Source organism: Candidatus Bathyarchaeota archaeon, assembly GCA_026014735.1.
GTDB lineage: Archaea > Thermoproteota > Bathyarchaeia > Bathyarchaeales > Bathycorpusculaceae > Bathycorpusculum.
Window position 1 is genome coordinate 47,479 of record JAOZHT010000002.1, and the last position, 15,785, is coordinate 63,263.

General features: G+C 48.5%; 16 protein-coding genes. All 16 read right to left on the reverse strand.

The window, feature by feature from the left end:
• Positions 1–24: 24 nt before the first annotated feature.
• The gene (locus NWE93_06085) at positions 25–1,074 is read right to left on the reverse strand and encodes a Gfo/Idh/MocA family oxidoreductase (GenBank protein ID MCW3999789.1); all 1,050 of its coding nucleotides are present in this window, start codon (positions 1,072–1,074) and stop codon (positions 25–27) included.
• Positions 1,071–2,084, reverse strand: coding sequence for a Gfo/Idh/MocA family oxidoreductase (locus tag NWE93_06090; GenBank protein MCW3999790.1), 1,014 nt, complete (start codon positions 2,082–2,084; stop codon positions 1,071–1,073). The genes NWE93_06085 and NWE93_06090 overlap by 4 nt, the downstream gene beginning before the upstream one ends.
• Complete coding sequence (locus tag NWE93_06095; GenBank protein ID MCW3999791.1) at positions 2,084–2,947, reverse strand: SDR family oxidoreductase; 864 nt, start codon at positions 2,945–2,947, stop codon at positions 2,084–2,086. The genes NWE93_06090 and NWE93_06095 overlap by 1 nt, the downstream gene beginning before the upstream one ends.
• Positions 2,948–2,956: 9 nt before the next feature.
• Entirely contained in the window at positions 2,957–3,901 is a 945-nt protein-coding gene (locus NWE93_06100; GenBank protein MCW3999792.1) for an NAD-dependent epimerase/dehydratase family protein, read from the reverse strand.
• 16 nt (positions 3,902–3,917) lie between these two features.
• Positions 3,918–4,667, reverse strand: coding sequence for a nucleotidyltransferase family protein (locus NWE93_06105; GenBank protein ID MCW3999793.1), 750 nt, complete (start codon positions 4,665–4,667; stop codon positions 3,918–3,920).
• Entirely contained in the window at positions 4,668–5,363 is a 696-nt protein-coding gene (locus NWE93_06110) for a transaldolase (protein MCW3999794.1), read from the reverse strand.
• Entirely contained in the window at positions 5,333–5,962 is a 630-nt protein-coding gene (locus NWE93_06115; GenBank protein ID MCW3999795.1) for an HAD family hydrolase, read from the reverse strand. The genes NWE93_06110 and NWE93_06115 overlap by 31 nt, the downstream gene beginning before the upstream one ends.
• On the reverse strand, positions 5,953–6,096 hold the full coding sequence (locus tag NWE93_06120) for a hypothetical protein (protein ID MCW3999796.1): 144 nt from the start codon (positions 6,094–6,096) through the stop codon (positions 5,953–5,955). The genes NWE93_06115 and NWE93_06120 overlap by 10 nt, the downstream gene beginning before the upstream one ends.
• The gene (locus NWE93_06125; protein ID MCW3999797.1) at positions 6,093–6,701 is read right to left on the reverse strand and encodes an SIS domain-containing protein; all 609 of its coding nucleotides are present in this window, start codon (positions 6,699–6,701) and stop codon (positions 6,093–6,095) included. Before NWE93_06125 ends, NWE93_06120 begins: the two co-directional genes overlap by 4 nt.
• A 9-nt stretch (positions 6,702–6,710) precedes the next feature.
• Positions 6,711–7,691 (reverse strand): galactokinase, encoded by a 981-nt coding sequence (locus NWE93_06130; protein MCW3999798.1) that lies wholly within the window; start codon positions 7,689–7,691, stop codon positions 6,711–6,713.
• Between the two features lie 163 nt (positions 7,692–7,854).
• Entirely contained in the window at positions 7,855–8,322 is a 468-nt protein-coding gene (locus NWE93_06135; GenBank protein MCW3999799.1) for a hypothetical protein, read from the reverse strand.
• 3 nt (positions 8,323–8,325) lie between these two features.
• Positions 8,326–8,712 carry a hypothetical protein gene (locus NWE93_06140; GenBank protein MCW3999800.1) on the reverse strand — a complete coding sequence of 129 codons (387 nt, stop codon included), beginning with the start codon at positions 8,710–8,712 and terminating at the stop codon, positions 8,326–8,328.
• 118 nt (positions 8,713–8,830) lie between these two features.
• Complete coding sequence (locus tag NWE93_06145; protein MCW3999801.1) at positions 8,831–10,309, reverse strand: ion transporter; 1,479 nt, start codon at positions 10,307–10,309, stop codon at positions 8,831–8,833.
• A 135-nt stretch (positions 10,310–10,444) separates the two neighbouring features.
• Positions 10,445–11,572 carry a DNA topoisomerase IV subunit A gene (locus tag NWE93_06150; protein MCW3999802.1) on the reverse strand — a complete coding sequence of 376 codons (1,128 nt, stop codon included), beginning with the start codon at positions 11,570–11,572 and terminating at the stop codon, positions 10,445–10,447.
• Entirely contained in the window at positions 11,553–13,079 is a 1,527-nt protein-coding gene (locus NWE93_06155) for a DNA topoisomerase VI subunit B (GenBank protein ID MCW3999803.1), read from the reverse strand. The genes NWE93_06150 and NWE93_06155 overlap by 20 nt, the downstream gene beginning before the upstream one ends.
• Positions 13,080–13,277: 198 nt before the next feature.
• A complete protein-coding gene (locus tag NWE93_06160) occupies positions 13,278–15,635 on the reverse strand; it encodes a hypothetical protein (GenBank protein ID MCW3999804.1) in 2,358 nt (785 codons plus the stop codon).
• Positions 15,636–15,785: the final 150 nt, after the last annotated feature.

A 15,785-nucleotide genomic window follows, 5' to 3' on the forward strand; every position in this document is an offset into this window, starting at 1 on the left:
GATTTCGGTCATTGAAAACAAGGCTTAATCAACTATTTTTTTCTCCATGCCCTTGTTAGATACAGAGTTCTGGGCTGCTTCAAGCACTCGAACGGTTGATACGCCCTTTTCACCATTTGTGATAGGGATAAAGTTATTCCTTATGCAGGAGATGAAATGCGCGCATTCATTTGTTAAAGTGTTATTCGTAGAAATATCATATCCCTGATTCTGAAAAACTATTTCTTTGTTTTTGTAGCCGATTTTACTTACCGTTATCTTGGTACTATCCTTGCTTGAAATGTCATCAATGTTTATGATGCCCTCATCACCTGAGATGAATACCCGCCGATTTCTTGAATGATCAAACCAGTTCAAGCTTATGGTGACCAAAACATCGTGTGGAAAGCGTAAATTTATAATCGTAGCGTCGTTTAACTTGTGTGTGATCTCATCCTGTAGTAAGTATGGACATACCGCTGAAACAGTCAACGGTTCTGTGCCAGTTAAGTAACGAGCAATTGAAATTTGATGAGGCCCCAGATCCCATAAAACATCTGAGTAGTTGCCAATTTGTTTACCTGCCCACATGTCAACTGAATTTGTCATCCAAGATTGGATGTATCTAAGTTTCCCAATCTCACCATCAGCCAAGATTTTTTTTGCCTTACGGATGGCTTCATTGTAAATGTACGTGTCTCCAACCATAATTAAACGATTTGTTTCCTCACTGGCTTTCACTAAATCTATGCCTTGCATATAGCTTGTCGTTATCGGTTTTTCAACAAAGACATGTTTTTCTGAATAAAGACATTCTTTGGCTATCTTATAATGGGTAACTGGAGGAGTGGCAATGTAAACAGCGTCAATGCCTTCGGTTTTCAGCAAATCCTGATAGCTATTGAAAACGGCAATGCTTGGATCCCCGTCAACTACTTTTTTCAGGATATTTGAATCTATATCACAACAAGCTTTAACTCGTGCTCCGCACTCATCAAAAATCCTTAGCCATTTGAAGCCCCAATGGCCTAGCCCGATTAGCCCAACGCCAAGTCTATTATTTGTTTTTGTGGATTTTAGATTTTCAGAAATCAAATTTTTACAACACAATTATCGCGTTTTGATTCATACAAAGAATTGACTAGCCTTAAGGCTTCCAAGCCATCATTACCATTGCCCATTGGTTCCCTCTTTTCTTTGATTGCAGATGTAAACTCTTTCCATTCCTCATGCCAAGAGCGGTCATCACCGCGGTAATCTATAATTTGCTCAGAGAATGGTTTTGCAAATGACCGCTTACCAAGAATAGCCTTTTCAACACCGTAACTTCCACCTATACCTTCAGCAATACCATAACCATCTTTACCAAAAACCTCAAAACTAAAAATGTTCCGCCATTGAGTCCAACTAACATGCAATGACGCCACTACATCTTTCTCAGTTCTTAATAGTGCAAAGGCATTGTCCTCCATGGGCGCTATATCCCAAAATTTGGTAGAAGTAAAACCAACTGCTTGATTAAACCCCCCAGTAAACCAACGGAATAAATCTAGCACATGAATACCTTGATCAAGTAATTCTCCACCACCTGCTCTTTCAAAACTGGTACGCCAATCCCGTTCATAATTCGATCGTCCACATGTTCCATATCTACAGCGTAGAAAAGATAACTCCCCAAGCGTTCCCTCATCAAACCATTCCTTCACTTGGCGTATTGCAGGATGATAACGGTGATTAAATCCGCATTTCAATAATCTGTCATTCTCTTTTGCTGCCCGTACCATGCTTTTGGCTTCTTCAAGACTTCTAGCTAGGGGCTTTTCACACAGTACATGTTTACCAGACTCAAGCGCTCTTATCGTCATTGGTGCATGCAGATAATTTGGTGAACAAACAATCACTACATCTATTATCTTGCAATCAGCAATATGGGTCCAGTCGGGGGCAACTTCACAATTCATTTCTGTTGCAAGAGCCTTAGCTTTTTTACAATCAACATCAGCAACAAAAATCAAGTTATCGCCGTTAGCTTGGAGGGCTCTGCCTCTGCGCTGACCTTGAAGGCCACAACCAATTATTCCAACATTAAACGGCCTAATCTTCACTATTTTCCAGCTACCTGAGCAAAGAAAACGTTATCTATTCTGCGCAATGTATAAAGATCTGATGCCATTATTGCAGTCAATCTTGCCCCGGTCATTTGTTGCCAATCGTCCCAAACAGCACTAATCAAACGCCCAGTTAAGCCACATGAAGCATCGGAAGCTAAGAAAACGACGCATTCCGCAGTCACTTCAGTCGGGGATGGCTCATCCTTGTTTTCTTTGGTCCGCTTCGAGACCATAAGTTCTTTGTCTCCCGCTTTTAAACCAGCTAAAAGAACTTGTTCGTGTATGCGGCTAAAGACAGCGCCAGGTGCAAGAGCGTTAATTTGGATATTGTATTCTTTCATTTCCTCTGCCAGAGTAGCGGTCAAACCTACTACTGCACTTTTGGATGTAGCATAAGCTGAAAAGCGTGGTCGCGGGAATGTTGCTCCGCCACCGGAAAAGTTTATGATTTTTCCGCCTCCTTGCTTTATCATGTGGGGTAAAACGTTTTTGCAGCAGAGGAAGGTTCCAATTAAATTGACGTTTATTGCGTTTATCCATTCATCTGTTTCGTTGTCAATAAACGGGCCGATCGAACCAATAATCCCTGCAGCGTTTACCAAAACGTCGATTCGCCCTAATTTCTGAACAGCGGTTTTTACCATTAGTGCAACATCATTTTTGTCTGAAACGTCAACATGCAGTGGTATAACTCGTCTACCGAATACCATGGCTTGCTTGGCTGTATCCATGAATTCGGATTGTGTTCTGGAGGCAACAACTAAATCTGCACCTTCTCGGGCACACATGAGGGCTGTGGCTTTGCCTATACCACGTCCAGCGCCAGTAATAACCACAACTTTACCGCTTAAATTCATAAGAGCACTTTATGGGTTCTTTAGATTCTCAAGTGTCCATCGGGTCGTGATAGCGATGGCTTCCTTTGCCGAAAACCGGGGTTGCCAACCTAATGCTTTGATTTTATCAATCGAGAGATGGACTACTGGATTATCACCAATCCAGCCTCTTGAACCGCCACTGTACCTGCGATGTGGCAGTTTTAGTCCCAGTTCTTGTAAAACGATGTCGGTTACTTCGTCAACTTGGATGTTCTCTTCGATTGCTAGATTATACAAGTTTACTTTTCCGCGAGATTTATGATAACCTGTGTTTATCCCCTCGATGCAGTCGTCTACGTAGAGGTATTCTTTGCTTTGTTTTCCATCGCCAAGTATCTCTAGCTCGGCGCTGTTTTTTGTTAGCTTATGTACAAAATCCCAAACTACTCCTCTTCGGCATCGTTCACCTATAACATTTGCGAATCTATAAGCCCAAAACTTTATCGGGGCAAATTCTGTGAACGCTTCAGCATATGCTTCACAGGCAAGTTTCGATGCACCATAAAGAGAAGTTTGTGTGGGCATGTAATTTTCGGGTGTAGGTGTCACTGTTGCTTCTCCATAAATAGCCGATGTTGACGCAAAGACTAGGTCAACAACATTATTTTTGACCATGGCTTCCAGAATGTTCAAGGTACCAATAACATTGTTATCTAGGTCGGCCTTGTGGTTGTTGAGGCTTGATCGTATGTTGGCATGAGCGGCTAAGTGGAAAACTACATCTTGCCCTTTGAGGCTGCGATATACTACATCTGCATCTTTTATGTCTCCTCTAACGACTCTTAGTTTCGGGTTTTTCTCGTGTTGCCTTAGGTTCTCCATCGTTCCACATGAGAAGTTGTCTAATACAGTAACGTCATAGCCATCTATAATTAACCGATCAACCAGATGACTCCCAATGAAACCCGCTCCTCCAGTAACAATTGCGCGCATCTTTGCTCTTTTCAGCTCACTCTTTTAATAGATTAGAATTGACGAAATATTCGTCACATGCCCTGTAGGCTTCATGGGTTCCTATATCCCATAAAGGATCGCTTAACATGTAACCGTAAACTGGCTCCTTTCGGCAGAGCCATTCAACAAACCGTCCCGGCTGATCCGCCGGCAGCTTGGATGCCAAGTACGTTTTTAGCTGGCGATTTATGCCTTTTTTGAAGAGGTACACTGCACCGCAGACCATTTTTGTTTTAGGCTCGGCGGGTTTCTCGGTGAACTCTATGATTTTTCCATCTTGCGCCGCTTTTACGGTTGCGCATCGTTTGGCGTCTTGGAGACTGGCGACTTCGTAGAGGGCAACGGTGGACTCGTTTTTTGCTCTGAAGGTTTCAAGCATGGTTGCGAGGTTATCGTTGAACATGCCGTCGCCTGCTATGACCAGCACGTCCTCGTCGGGCAGCTTCTCAACGATATCTGCCATGGCTTTTATGGCGCCGGGCTTATCGTTTTCGCAGGAGGAAACATCCGGGAAGAACTCGACGTTTCGGTAGCTTCTAGCGGCTAGCCATCCTTCGAATTGGGGCTGGAAAAGCATGTTGGTGGAGAGGATGATACGGCTGGGCGGCGGATTGAGCGCCTGAAGTTTCTCCACGATGTAGTCGAGTATGGGTTTACCGGCTATGGGCAGCAGCGCTTTAGGTGTGCCCTGTGTGAGGGGCCAGAGGCGTTTTGCGTATCCGCCGGCGAGGATTATTGCGTACACTTATGCGATCACTAACTGGATTTTTTGGGCTTCGGTTTTCTTGAATTCAAGCCAGGCTTGGTCGAATTCTTTGATGGTGTCTTCGGTTTTCTGGTGGAACGGCATCTGCGCCAGCACTTTTGGGGTGATAGTTATGATGTGTGCTCCTGCAGCTGCCGCCTGGGCGACATCGTCGGGGCTTCGTATGCTTCCCACGATGATTTTGGTTGACAGATTGCTTTCTTCTAGGATGCGTTTGCTGTCCTGAATAACTTTAACGGGGTCGCTGCCTGCGTCTCGGACTCGGCAGAAAAATATGCTTGCGTAGGTTGCGCCGCTTAGAGCCGCCAGCAATACTTGGTTTGTTGTCATGAGGCAGGTGACGTTGGTTTTTATGTTTTCTTTATGGAGTTTGCTGGCTAAGACGAGTCCGCGTCCGTTTCCAAACATGGGGATTTTTATGACGATGTTTTTGGGGTTCCAGCTTGCGTATTCTTTTGCTTCCGCGACCAGCGCTTCGTCGGATTCGCCTGTTTTGGTGACTTCTATGCTTACTGGCGCATCGATGTTGGCGAGGATTTCTTGGACGCGATCTTGGAAGTTTATTCCCCTCTCGCAGGAGAAGATTTTCTGGTTGGTTGTTACCCCAGAAATCACTCCCCAGGAAAGGAGATCTTTTATTTCTTTTATGCTTGCTGTATCAAGGAATATTTCCATTTTTCTTCCGCTCCTTTTTCTATAATTTTAGATGCTTCTAAGAGGTTCTTAGCTATGTAATGCGGTTTAACTGCGAGGCGCTCCATCTCCCGGCAGAGGTCGCATTTGCGTTCCCCCAGCAGGATTGATCTGCATCCTGCGGAGTTGCCTGCCGCTACGTCGGTTAATCCGTCCCCGATCATGTAGCATTTACTGAGGTCTAAGCCCAAGTCTGCCTTCGCCTGCAGGATTAAGCCTGGACGCGGTTTTCTGCAGTCACAAATAACCTTGTACTTGCGCCGTGTAGCGTTGGGATGGTGGAAGCAGTAGTATTCTGCGTCGATGTATGCGCCGCTTTTCTGGAGTAGGTTGCGCATTTTTTGGCGGATAGACTCAAAGAGGTCAGGGGACATTTTTCCTTTAGCTATGGCGGGTTGATTGGAGACGATGATGACTTTCAAGCCTAATTTGTTGAAGGCTTTGATTGCTTCGGCGGCGCCGGGTATTAGCTTGAACTGTGAGGGGTTTAGAGGCGAATCTATTAGGCCCAATTCGGGGAAGAAGACGACTTCATTTATGACGCCGTCGCGGTCAAGCAAAACTGCGTCGGTCATTCGCATTCTGACTCCATAACTTCGCAGGCTTCGAAAACTGTGGCTTGCAGGCCGGACTTTTGAAGATAATCCTTTAAGCGCCTACGGATTTTGCAGGCGTCTTTGTCGGTGCTATCTATCCAGACGATAGTGCGTTTCATGTTGAGCCGGTTTCGGTTATGGCTTGACGTAGGGCAGCACAGAGCAGGTGGGTTAACACAACGTGGAAGCCTTCAACTTGGGGCGTCGAGTTTACGGGGGCAACTATGCAGGCGTCAGCCATCTGTTTTAGGGCGCCGCCGTCAAAACCCGCAAGCCCAATGACTTTTCCGCCGTTGTTCTGCACGTATTCGGCTGCTTTTAGAATGTTTTGCGACCAGATTCCCGCTTTGTCTGCTCCTGAGCCGCCGTGTACGCTGATGACTACCAATAGGTCGCCGGAGTTCATTATATTTCTAAGCTGCTCATAGTACACGTTTTCCCAGCCTAAATCGTTGGTTAACGCCGATACTAGGGGGATATTGTCGTTTAGGCAGATTGCTTTAAAGCGTTGTTTGTCTTCGACTGCGGTGAATTTGGCTAAGTCACATGTAAAGTGGGTGGCTGTTGAGGCTGATCCGCCGTTGCCTGCGACGAAGACTTGTTTGCCGTCTTTCCAGGCGTTGTAGAGCAGGGTTAGGGCGAGGTTGATGTCTTCTTGGCGAATATTTGTTGCAGCCGTTTTCAGCTCGATAAGGTAATCTTTGATGAATTTCTCGGTCTTCATGGTTTTCCCTTAGAGGTTCAGTGAGATTTTGGAGCCGTCGGCTTCGAAGTCAAACGCGATTTCGCGCAGGCCTTCTTTTGCCATGGCTTTTCTCAGGCTGTCGCGTCCGTTTTCGCAATAGAACATTAAGAAGCCGCCTCCGCCTGCCCCCATGAGTTTGCCGCCTAAAGCGCCGTTTTTGAGGCCAAGCTCATACCATTTATCGATTAATCCTGTTGAGATGACTGGGGAAGTTCGTTTTTTTACCAGCCAATGCTCATGCTGCAGTCGCCCGAACTGGTTGATGTCGCCGTTTTCAAGGGCATGCTTGACCTTGTAGCCGATTGCCTTTACTTCATGCATGGCGTCAAGTTGTGTTCCTTGCTCTTTCACTGCATTGCCCTGGTCTTTTAGGACCGATGATGAACTGCGTTTTATTCCTGTGTAGAAGAAGACGAGGTTGTTTTCGAGTTCCCGCATGGCTTCATCGGAGATTTTCAGTGAGGAAACGTTGACTTTTCCGTCTTTTGCTATGTCGAGGCATACTAAGCCGCCGTATGCGGCAATGAAGGTGTCCTGGTAGCCGCATGGTTCTTTGAGGATATCCATTTGTAGGCGGCAGGCTTCCTCGGCGAGTACTTGCCGGGAGAGATGCTCGTCTTTGTACATGTGGAGTGCATGCAGCAGCCCCACGGTGAAGCTGCTGGAGGAGCCCAGGCCTGTTTCAGCGGGGACTTCGGCTATGGATATGATTTCGAGGTTGCTGCGTAAATCCAGCATTTCCAGGGCTTCCCGGATTACAGGATGCTTGATGCTGCCGATGGGCTCCACGATTTCCGTTATGGAGTAGCTGACCCTAACGGGCTCTTCGAAGCGGCGGTTTATGACTAGGTAGATGTATTTGTCGATGGCTGAGGTGACCACGAAGCCGCCGTGTTGGCTGCAGTAGGCAGGCAGGTCTGTGCCGCCACCGCCTAAGGTTAAGCGCAGGGGGGTTTTGCTAACGATCAAAGTTGATTCATGAGCTTTCTGTTTAAGGTTAGATCGCGTCTTCTGAGTGCATTTTGGTTTTGTGGGGTTTCATCACGGTGGAGTTCAAGAGTATAAAGAGGAGTGATTCCGCTCGACCCTTTCACACCTTGCACTTTTGCGCTTTTTAGAGCTGAAACCATGGTTACTTATTTGCCACTTTGAATATGGATAGATTATTCATCTCGATAACGGTGAGGTACCGTATGAAGGCAACATCGGTTGCCCATTTAGCAGCGTTTTTGTTTCCCCATCCTGAGGCTACAGCACTTACACGTTGTGCTAGAGGGCGCCCGTAGGTTTGCATGCCGTAGAATAACTGCCCCATTAACCCTTGGAGGCCCCCTATTGCCTTCATTAGTTTTTCAGCCAGGGGCGTAAGGATCTTTAGCAGCAGAGAGCTGTGTACTCTGTCAACGGTTTGGATGACCGCGTCGATGAATCGTCGTTTATCAAGCGGCAGAACGCGGAACCATGAATTGTTAGCTCGGAGAGCTTTCTGCTTGAGGGTGGTTAAGAATTTTCTTCCGCCTTTTTTGATGAGTGCAGCCGTATCTTGCTCAATTTCAGGTGTGCTGCTCTTTTTGTCTATAGTATTCGTGAGCACGCGCATTAGTTAAACCTCGTTAAGCATTGTTTGGGGTTTGCTGTCTTGTCTACCGGTGGCCTTGCTTTTTGGCGGGGTTTTTTGGTTGATTAGCAGTTGATCAAGTATTGCAGCACATATCGTTAAGCAGTTTTCACATAAGGTGAAACCATACTTTAGGCAAAGGACTTCTTTGGTTGCTTTGCAGATGTCGCATTCTCCGATTTTCGTTCCGGCGTAGAGTGGACTTCGGGCGTTGGATGGTTTAGGTTGATAGCTCGGGCAGGCTATGTGTTGGTCGGGGTAATCGCAGGCGTTATTATTTTTGAGACATCGAAAGGTGTGTTTTTTCTGAAAAACACAGTGTCTATTTGTGGTTTCGTTTTGATGCTGTTGTTTTGAGTCCTGCTGTACCATCCACTGTCCTCTCTCTTGGCAGACAAATGGTGTTTATTTGTCACAGCGAAATATATATGCCTTATCATGGATTAAGAGGATAGCAAAACAAAAAAACAACCGAAAACGCCCTAACGCGCTAAGTTTTAAGCCAACCCAACTTAACAAAACTGTAAGCCGCAAAAGCCATACAAATCGCGATAACAAAGCTTACCTGCCAAAGAAAAGCGCCATAAGGCACATCCAGCAGGTTCGCGCCGATAACGCCGCTGACAGCCGAGGGGATCACCGAAATGGAGGTCACAACCGCGAGGATTTTAAGAATACGGTTAGTCTCAAATGACGTTTGGTTAATGTAGAGGTCGATGATGGAGCGTAAATTCTCGATTAAATCATGCGATATCTCGTTAAGGTAGGCGGCGCTGTCCTGCAGCACATGAAACGCCTCTTCCCCGTCCTCATCGAAGCCGGCTAGAGGAACCTTACGGGATATGATGACGCTTAGCATATCCTTAAAATGCAGCAAATTAGACACCACCCGAGAGACCTCTTTGTCAAGTTGGTAGATGCGTTCGAGGAAGTCCTTGGGAAGTTTAGAGCGGGGGGTAGCGCTGATTTTGAGTAATTCAATTTCGATTTCTGAGAGCACCGAGCGGTAACCGCTTAGCATGTAATCAAGGAGGCTATAGAGTACGGGAACCGCAAAAGCGTCGATGTCTCGTCGTTGCTTAAGCGAGGGCAGGATGTTTTCAAGGATAGCCGTGCTGTGCCGAGATACGGTGATGACTTTGGTGCCGTTACATATGGCAATTAAACCCAAACGGGAAATAACAAAGTCTTTGCCTGCATGCTCAGGATACTGGATTTTACCCCGCTGCAGAAAAATAAAGGAAGATTTCGCCACGTAATCGATGTGCGGAAAAATGTCGTCAACCAAGTTGCTTTTAAAATGCAGCTCAGAGACTCCTAGCACTCGACTGAGTTCCAGGAAGCCTTCGTCGGAAACGTGCTGTAGGTCAATCCATTCCTCGCATGTCGAGTCTGCTAAATGCTCTCTAAACTCGCTCCACGAGAGGGTCTTAGGCTCCAACTCAGAGTCTACTTGGCGGATGAGGGTTTCAGGAAACATTTCTTTAGATTCTAACGCGATGCTGCCTCCTGCCCGTCTTCCCGCAACTGCTCTGCCGCCCACCGCTATAGCTCGGGGCAGCCTAAGCAGCCGCAACAGAAGCGAGGGGGAACCGGTTAGGGTGAGTTGGAGCAGGGGCAGGTACTGCACGAAGGGCAAAACAATAATGAGCAAGTCCACTATGTGCCAGGATGATTTGAAGTGTCTCCAGCGGTCCTCTGCCACATAAAGCTTGGTTAGGTACTCGGCGACAAAGAGCAGGACAATTATCCAGTCGCAGATTTCAAGAAAAACCAGCACTGAATCGTTGAGCTGGAAGAATATAGGAACCAAAAGCATGGGCACGATAATTAAGGATAAGAAAATCATGAGGCGATCTGAAAAAACCGCGTCCACCATCTCTCGAAGGTCAGCGCGGGGGTCATTTTGAGGCGCAAAGAGCGAACGCGGCAAGGTTTCGCTTGCAGATTGATTGCGTTGGTTTGGCATTCTATACCAGTAGGCTCTTACGGTCGGCTGCGCTGATAAACTATTCGCTTTCTAGGCTAACTTTAAAACAAGCCAATGCCCCTTAGGAGGAGGCGACTATGCCCCCGGTTTTGGGTTATGCGGAGGGCTCATTGGTTAGGAACTGTTTTTCTTGCCAGTTTTACCGGCGGCCTCTTTGGGTTTCTGATCCAGTTTTGTAGGCAAGTACTCGTCCACGATGTAGGTTAACCCGTATCTGCTGAAAGCTTCAAGCTCCGTCTTACGCTTGATCTTTAGGAAAGTTTTGATTTCACGCTGCCACACCGGGTCATTTTGGTATCTTGGGTCTTTCTGGAGTTCGTAGAGGCGTTTGATGTCTACTTCGTCAAGGGGGTCGGTGGGTAGCTTGTATTCGATGATGTCGCTTGCCCAAACTCCACTCCAGACCGCGTCGGGCGTGTTGAGTTCACGCAGGTGCGCGGCGTTGGCGGAGCCGCTGATGATGACTTGGGCGATGTGCATTCCCCAGGGGTCGCCGTCGGTGAGGATGTAGACGGGGAGGTTGAGTTCGTCGTGGAGGCGGCGTATGAAGCTGCGGGTTTGCCTTGGAGCTTGTCCACCGCAGGAGATAAGCAGGGATTTGTGTTTGTTGTGGACGTTTTCTTCGATGAATCGGGTGAAGAGGGCGCCTTTCTCGATGGCTATGACTTTGTCGGCGCTGGTTTTAATGAACTCCGATGAGGTGACTGCGGGGCCGATGAGGACGCCGTCGGGGTGGCTGGTCAGGTTCACGGTTTTGCCTTCGTAGCCTGGTACAGTGTAGCCGATTTCGAGGTCGCCAAAAATTGCGCTGCGTTCCTCGGGGAAAATGTTAAAGTCCTCCCTTGCGAAGCCGCTGAGGGTCTCAAGGTCTGTGATGATGTTGTTTGATTCCTGCTGGTCAGAGAAGGTCATCTCGTAAGCTTGCGCGGAGTAGTAGACGTCTCTTAGCGTGCTGGTTTTACGTTGACTCGTCAATTCGTTGCTGAACATTGCCACCCAGGCTAGCTGCGTGAAGGGTTTGATGTGGCGGATGTTTCGGGCGCTTCTGCCGACGCTTTTTTCGCCCAGAATGTACTGGCGCAGGTGTTCGTCGTAGGTTATGTTTTCGGTGCTGCGGCTGGGCATGTTAACGGTTGGGAATTGGCCTGCTTCGAGTTGATTGTAGATTTGGCTGCCAAAGCTCTTTAGGCCATTGAGGACTTCCTGTTTTCTCTCGGTTATCTTACCCTTCTTCTGCGCCATACTTCTGTACACTCTTCAATAATTTTTCTATGTCAGGTTTTTGGGTTTCCCCCGCCAGCGTGGTGGAGAACTCGGCGATTTTAGGCAGATACTTGCTGAAGATGCCCAGCCGCTTCTTCTCGTTATGCACGTGTTCCTGCCGCGCGAGGAAATGCTGAATTTGCCGTGCCACTTCGCGTATGGCGTTGGCTTCTTCCCGTCGGACCTCGGGGCGGTCGGAGATGAATTCTTTGCCCACGGTTTTGTAGGGCACTTTGGTGCTGCATATGTGCACGACGATGGCGATGGGCATGTCGGGTTGCACCTTGTAGCGGCGCCAATTCATGGCTGAAATAACGCGGTATGATACGTCGCTGGCTTCGTCGTAGAGCAGCGGGATTTTGTTTGCGAAGCGGTAAATGACAAAGTTGCCCCGTTTAGGCACGCCTCCCCCGTAGGCCATAGCCATCTCCACGATGAAGGGATGCCCCGCGTAGGTGCTGGGTTTACGCTGATGCACCACAAGATACTCGGGGTTAAGCTCCTTAGCTACACCTGCCTTGAGGAGTTCTTCACCCAGCGGCGAAAGACAGCTTGCGTCAGGCGGCAAGAAATCCTTGTAGCGCTTAAGATTCTGCATCAACCTGACGATTTCTTCATGAGTGAGCTTTTTGGGGTTTTTAGCGGGCGGAAGCGCGGCGAATTCAAGGAATTTCTGTGCGGTGATTTCGCCGACGCGGTGGAAATGCTGCCTCAGAAACGTAGACATCGTGGTGCATTCGGTGATTTGGATGAGCCTCTGCAGCAACTCAACGTCTACGCCGTAGGGGTGCGGCATGGTTTCTTTGGGGGGCTCAGGCATGGCGGTGGTTGCCCGGGTGAACTTGTAGAGTCTGCCCTTTGGGTCTACGAAGGTGAGGTTGGCGTAGGGGTTAACCATGGCGGTTTGCTTGAAGTACTCGATGATTTTTGGCATAGCCCGCAGGTAGTCGCCTTCGAGGCTGAATTCGATGATTGTTCCACGCCAGTTGTTCTTGTTGATGAGGACTTTACGGTCCAGAATTATGGGTTTGTTCCGCTGGATGTCAATCATCAACTTGAAAATGTAAATTTTCTCTTGGCCCGTGCTGGAGGTAACCGTGACTGGCTGATGCGTTGTGATTTGCCCATAAAGCACCGCCATTTTGCCGCCTAAACCGAAGGTGCCGCGGGCCTGTTTAAGCTTGTATTTGCTGCCGTAGAGAACTTGGCCGAAGGCGGAGGGTATGAAGCGTGGCGCGATGCCGCTGCCGTTGTCTTCTACGCGTAGCTTGTAAACTTGGGTGTCTTTTGTTGCCTCTGCCTCGAAGGATAAGCGCACGTAAATATCCGGGGGGATTCTTTCGCTTTCTGCGGCATCTAAGCTGTTTTCGACGGCTTCGCGTATGGCGACGAAGATGCTGCGTGACGGATTTGAGAGGCCGGCGATGTCGCGGTTGCGGTAGAAAAAGTCAGATGCGCTCATTTCCTCGAATGTTGCTTGTGACACTTGCTGCTTACACCACTTTCCCCGTTGCTGATTTTGGTGGTTAGTATATTTGTTGCTTGTTCTTTAAGTTAACTGCACTCCACCAGAAAATGCCCAGTGACTCCTGGGGCTGCAAACTAAAAGGGCATGGTTGTTTTGCCAAGAAAATGTTAAAAACCCAGGCGCTGATTGAACAGATACCCCTCGATGGAAAGACAGCTATTCCCACCGCTTGAGCACAATCATGACGCCTAAGCAGACAAAAAACAGCACCACAGCAATCAACACAACCTGAGCAAGCGCATAGGGACCATCTAGGAAGACCTTACGCTGTGTGGGCTCAGGCGTTGGTGTTTCAATCGGGGTCGGATCCTCTTCCTCAGGAGCCGGAGTGGGTGTTGGCGTCGTCAAGGTAGTTGCTTTCGACGAGGAAGAAGACGATGAGCTGCTGCTGTCCCCTGAACTGCCTCCGGGGGCAGGCGAGGGAGTGGGCGTGGGTTCAGTGGCGTTAGTGACCTGTAAAGTTACGATGTTACTGGATGCCTTGGCGTAGGTAACGCTGGTGAAGGCTTGACCCTCAAAGAAAGCCTGCAGGATATAGGTGCCAGTTTCTGGGGGAGTGAAGATGCCAAGCGTGATGCCTGCGTTGTTGGAGGCGAGGGATTGATTTGTAATTGTGCCGTTGGGGTAGGTAACCTGAAGGGTTATGCCCGTGAAGACTTCGCTTGCAGGCGGAGAAGGCGAAACGGTGATGGTGAATGCGGCGGGCTGGTTGATTACATCGGGGTTAGGGGTGACATCTAAAGTCATGGTTGTGGTTCCGTCGATCACGTTTAAGGGCACTATGTTGCTGGCTGAGGGCATATAGAGAGTGCTGTTGTTGCCTGATTTGAATTGTTGGCTGGGAAAGAAGGCTTGCAGAAGGTAGGTGCCGACTTGGGTGGGAGTGAAGCTGATGGGGGGAACTGCGCCGGATCCACTGGAGTTAAAAGGGCCATAGGGGTAGGCGACTGTGCCGTTGGGGCAGGTTATTTGGAGCAAGATGCCGCTGTAGGTGTTTCCGGCGGGTGGAGTAGGTGTTACTGCCATGTTGATGGTGACTGTTTGGTTAACCATGTCAGGGTTGGGGGTGACAGATAAAGCCAGGGTTGTGTTGACTTCTGTTGGGGGAACATCGGTGACGTTGAGGTAAACGAGGCTGCTGGCGCTGGGCAAATAGTAGAAGTTGCTGTTGTTGACAACGAAAACTTGGCCAGGCGAGTATGTTGCCTGTAGAGTATAGACTCCGATTTCCCTTGGAGTGAAGGATATTGGGGCAACCGCGCCGGTGCTTGTACTGTAGGGGCCCAGGTTAGCAAATGATCCGTTGGGGTAGCCTATTATCAGATGTATCCCAGTGAAGCTGTAGGTTGCGGGGGGAGCAGGCATATTTATGGTGACTATAACGGAGTTGTTAACTACATCAGGGTTAGGGTTAACCGCCAAGGAGATGTCGGGTCGAACAACACTTAGGTCTCCGCCCGACCCAAAGGATACAGTGAATGTGAAGTACTTTAGGTCTTTTTCGATATAATCATGGTATGCGACATGGAGGGCTTTACCGTCTGCGTCGACCCTCAGCGAAGTAAACGCCAGAGGTCCATTCGTATATTCCGCAAGGGAACCAGCTAAAAGAAAACTCATCCCCCTAAGCCACGTGGAGTTCGCATACTGAATAGAATATCGAAGCGTATGAGCGGTACTGTTATCGGTGTAGGTGAAGTGAACGTTGCCTAAGTTATCGACTGCCACCGAGCAGTCCGCGCCCACGTTGCCTGAATCAACAACTTGGATATTCCAGCCTGTAGGGGTAGATTTTGCATATTTCAGCTGGCGGTTTGTAGCGTCGTAGTAGGCGATGTAGGCGGTGCCGTTTTTATCCATTGCTAAAGAGGAATACTGCCCCACGTTGGCGGAGGAGTTATCTACGGTTTGTATCCGCAGGCCGCCGGTGCGGTTCTGAGATGCAAACTTGAGGTTGCCGTTGGTCACGTCATAGTAGCTTATGTAGGCAGTGCCGTTCGCAGCTACTTTTAGCGAGGTGAATTGGCCAACGTCCCCCAGTGAATCGATGGTTGTCAGATTCCACTCGCTGCCTGTCCAGCGGGCAAGTTTGAGGTCACAGGTCTGGGCGCTGTAGTAACTTATGCAGGGGTTACCGTTGGAATCAAGCGCTAAAGAGGAAAAGTTGCCGCTGACATCCACCACCTCAATGTCCCAAGGATTCCAAAGGTTGCCGGTCCATTTTGCATACTTCAAAGCATTTTGCCCGTAGAAGCTGATTTGGGGATTATCGTTTGAGTCGAACACCAAGGAGGTGAAAAGCCCTGTGAAGCCAGGGGAATCTACTGTTTGTATATCCCAGCTTTGGTTGTTCCAGTGGGCGTATTTAACATCCTGATTGACGGCGTCGTAGTAGCTTATAGCGGGGTTTCCCTGCGAATCCATCGCCAGCGAAGCATAGTAGCCAACGCCATATGTGCTATCCACGGTCTGGTAGCCGGAGGGGCCGGCGGCTTGAGCCCTAAATAACCACACTGGAGAAGCAAGAACTAAACAGGCCGATAAAACAACGATTGTCTTTATAAGGAACCTTGTATTTTTTGATAAGAAAATTCCACCTGAGCTTTTCGTCCCCAACGATTTCATGCTTTAAAGCCCAAAAGGCTATGAGCGCTGAGGTGCGTA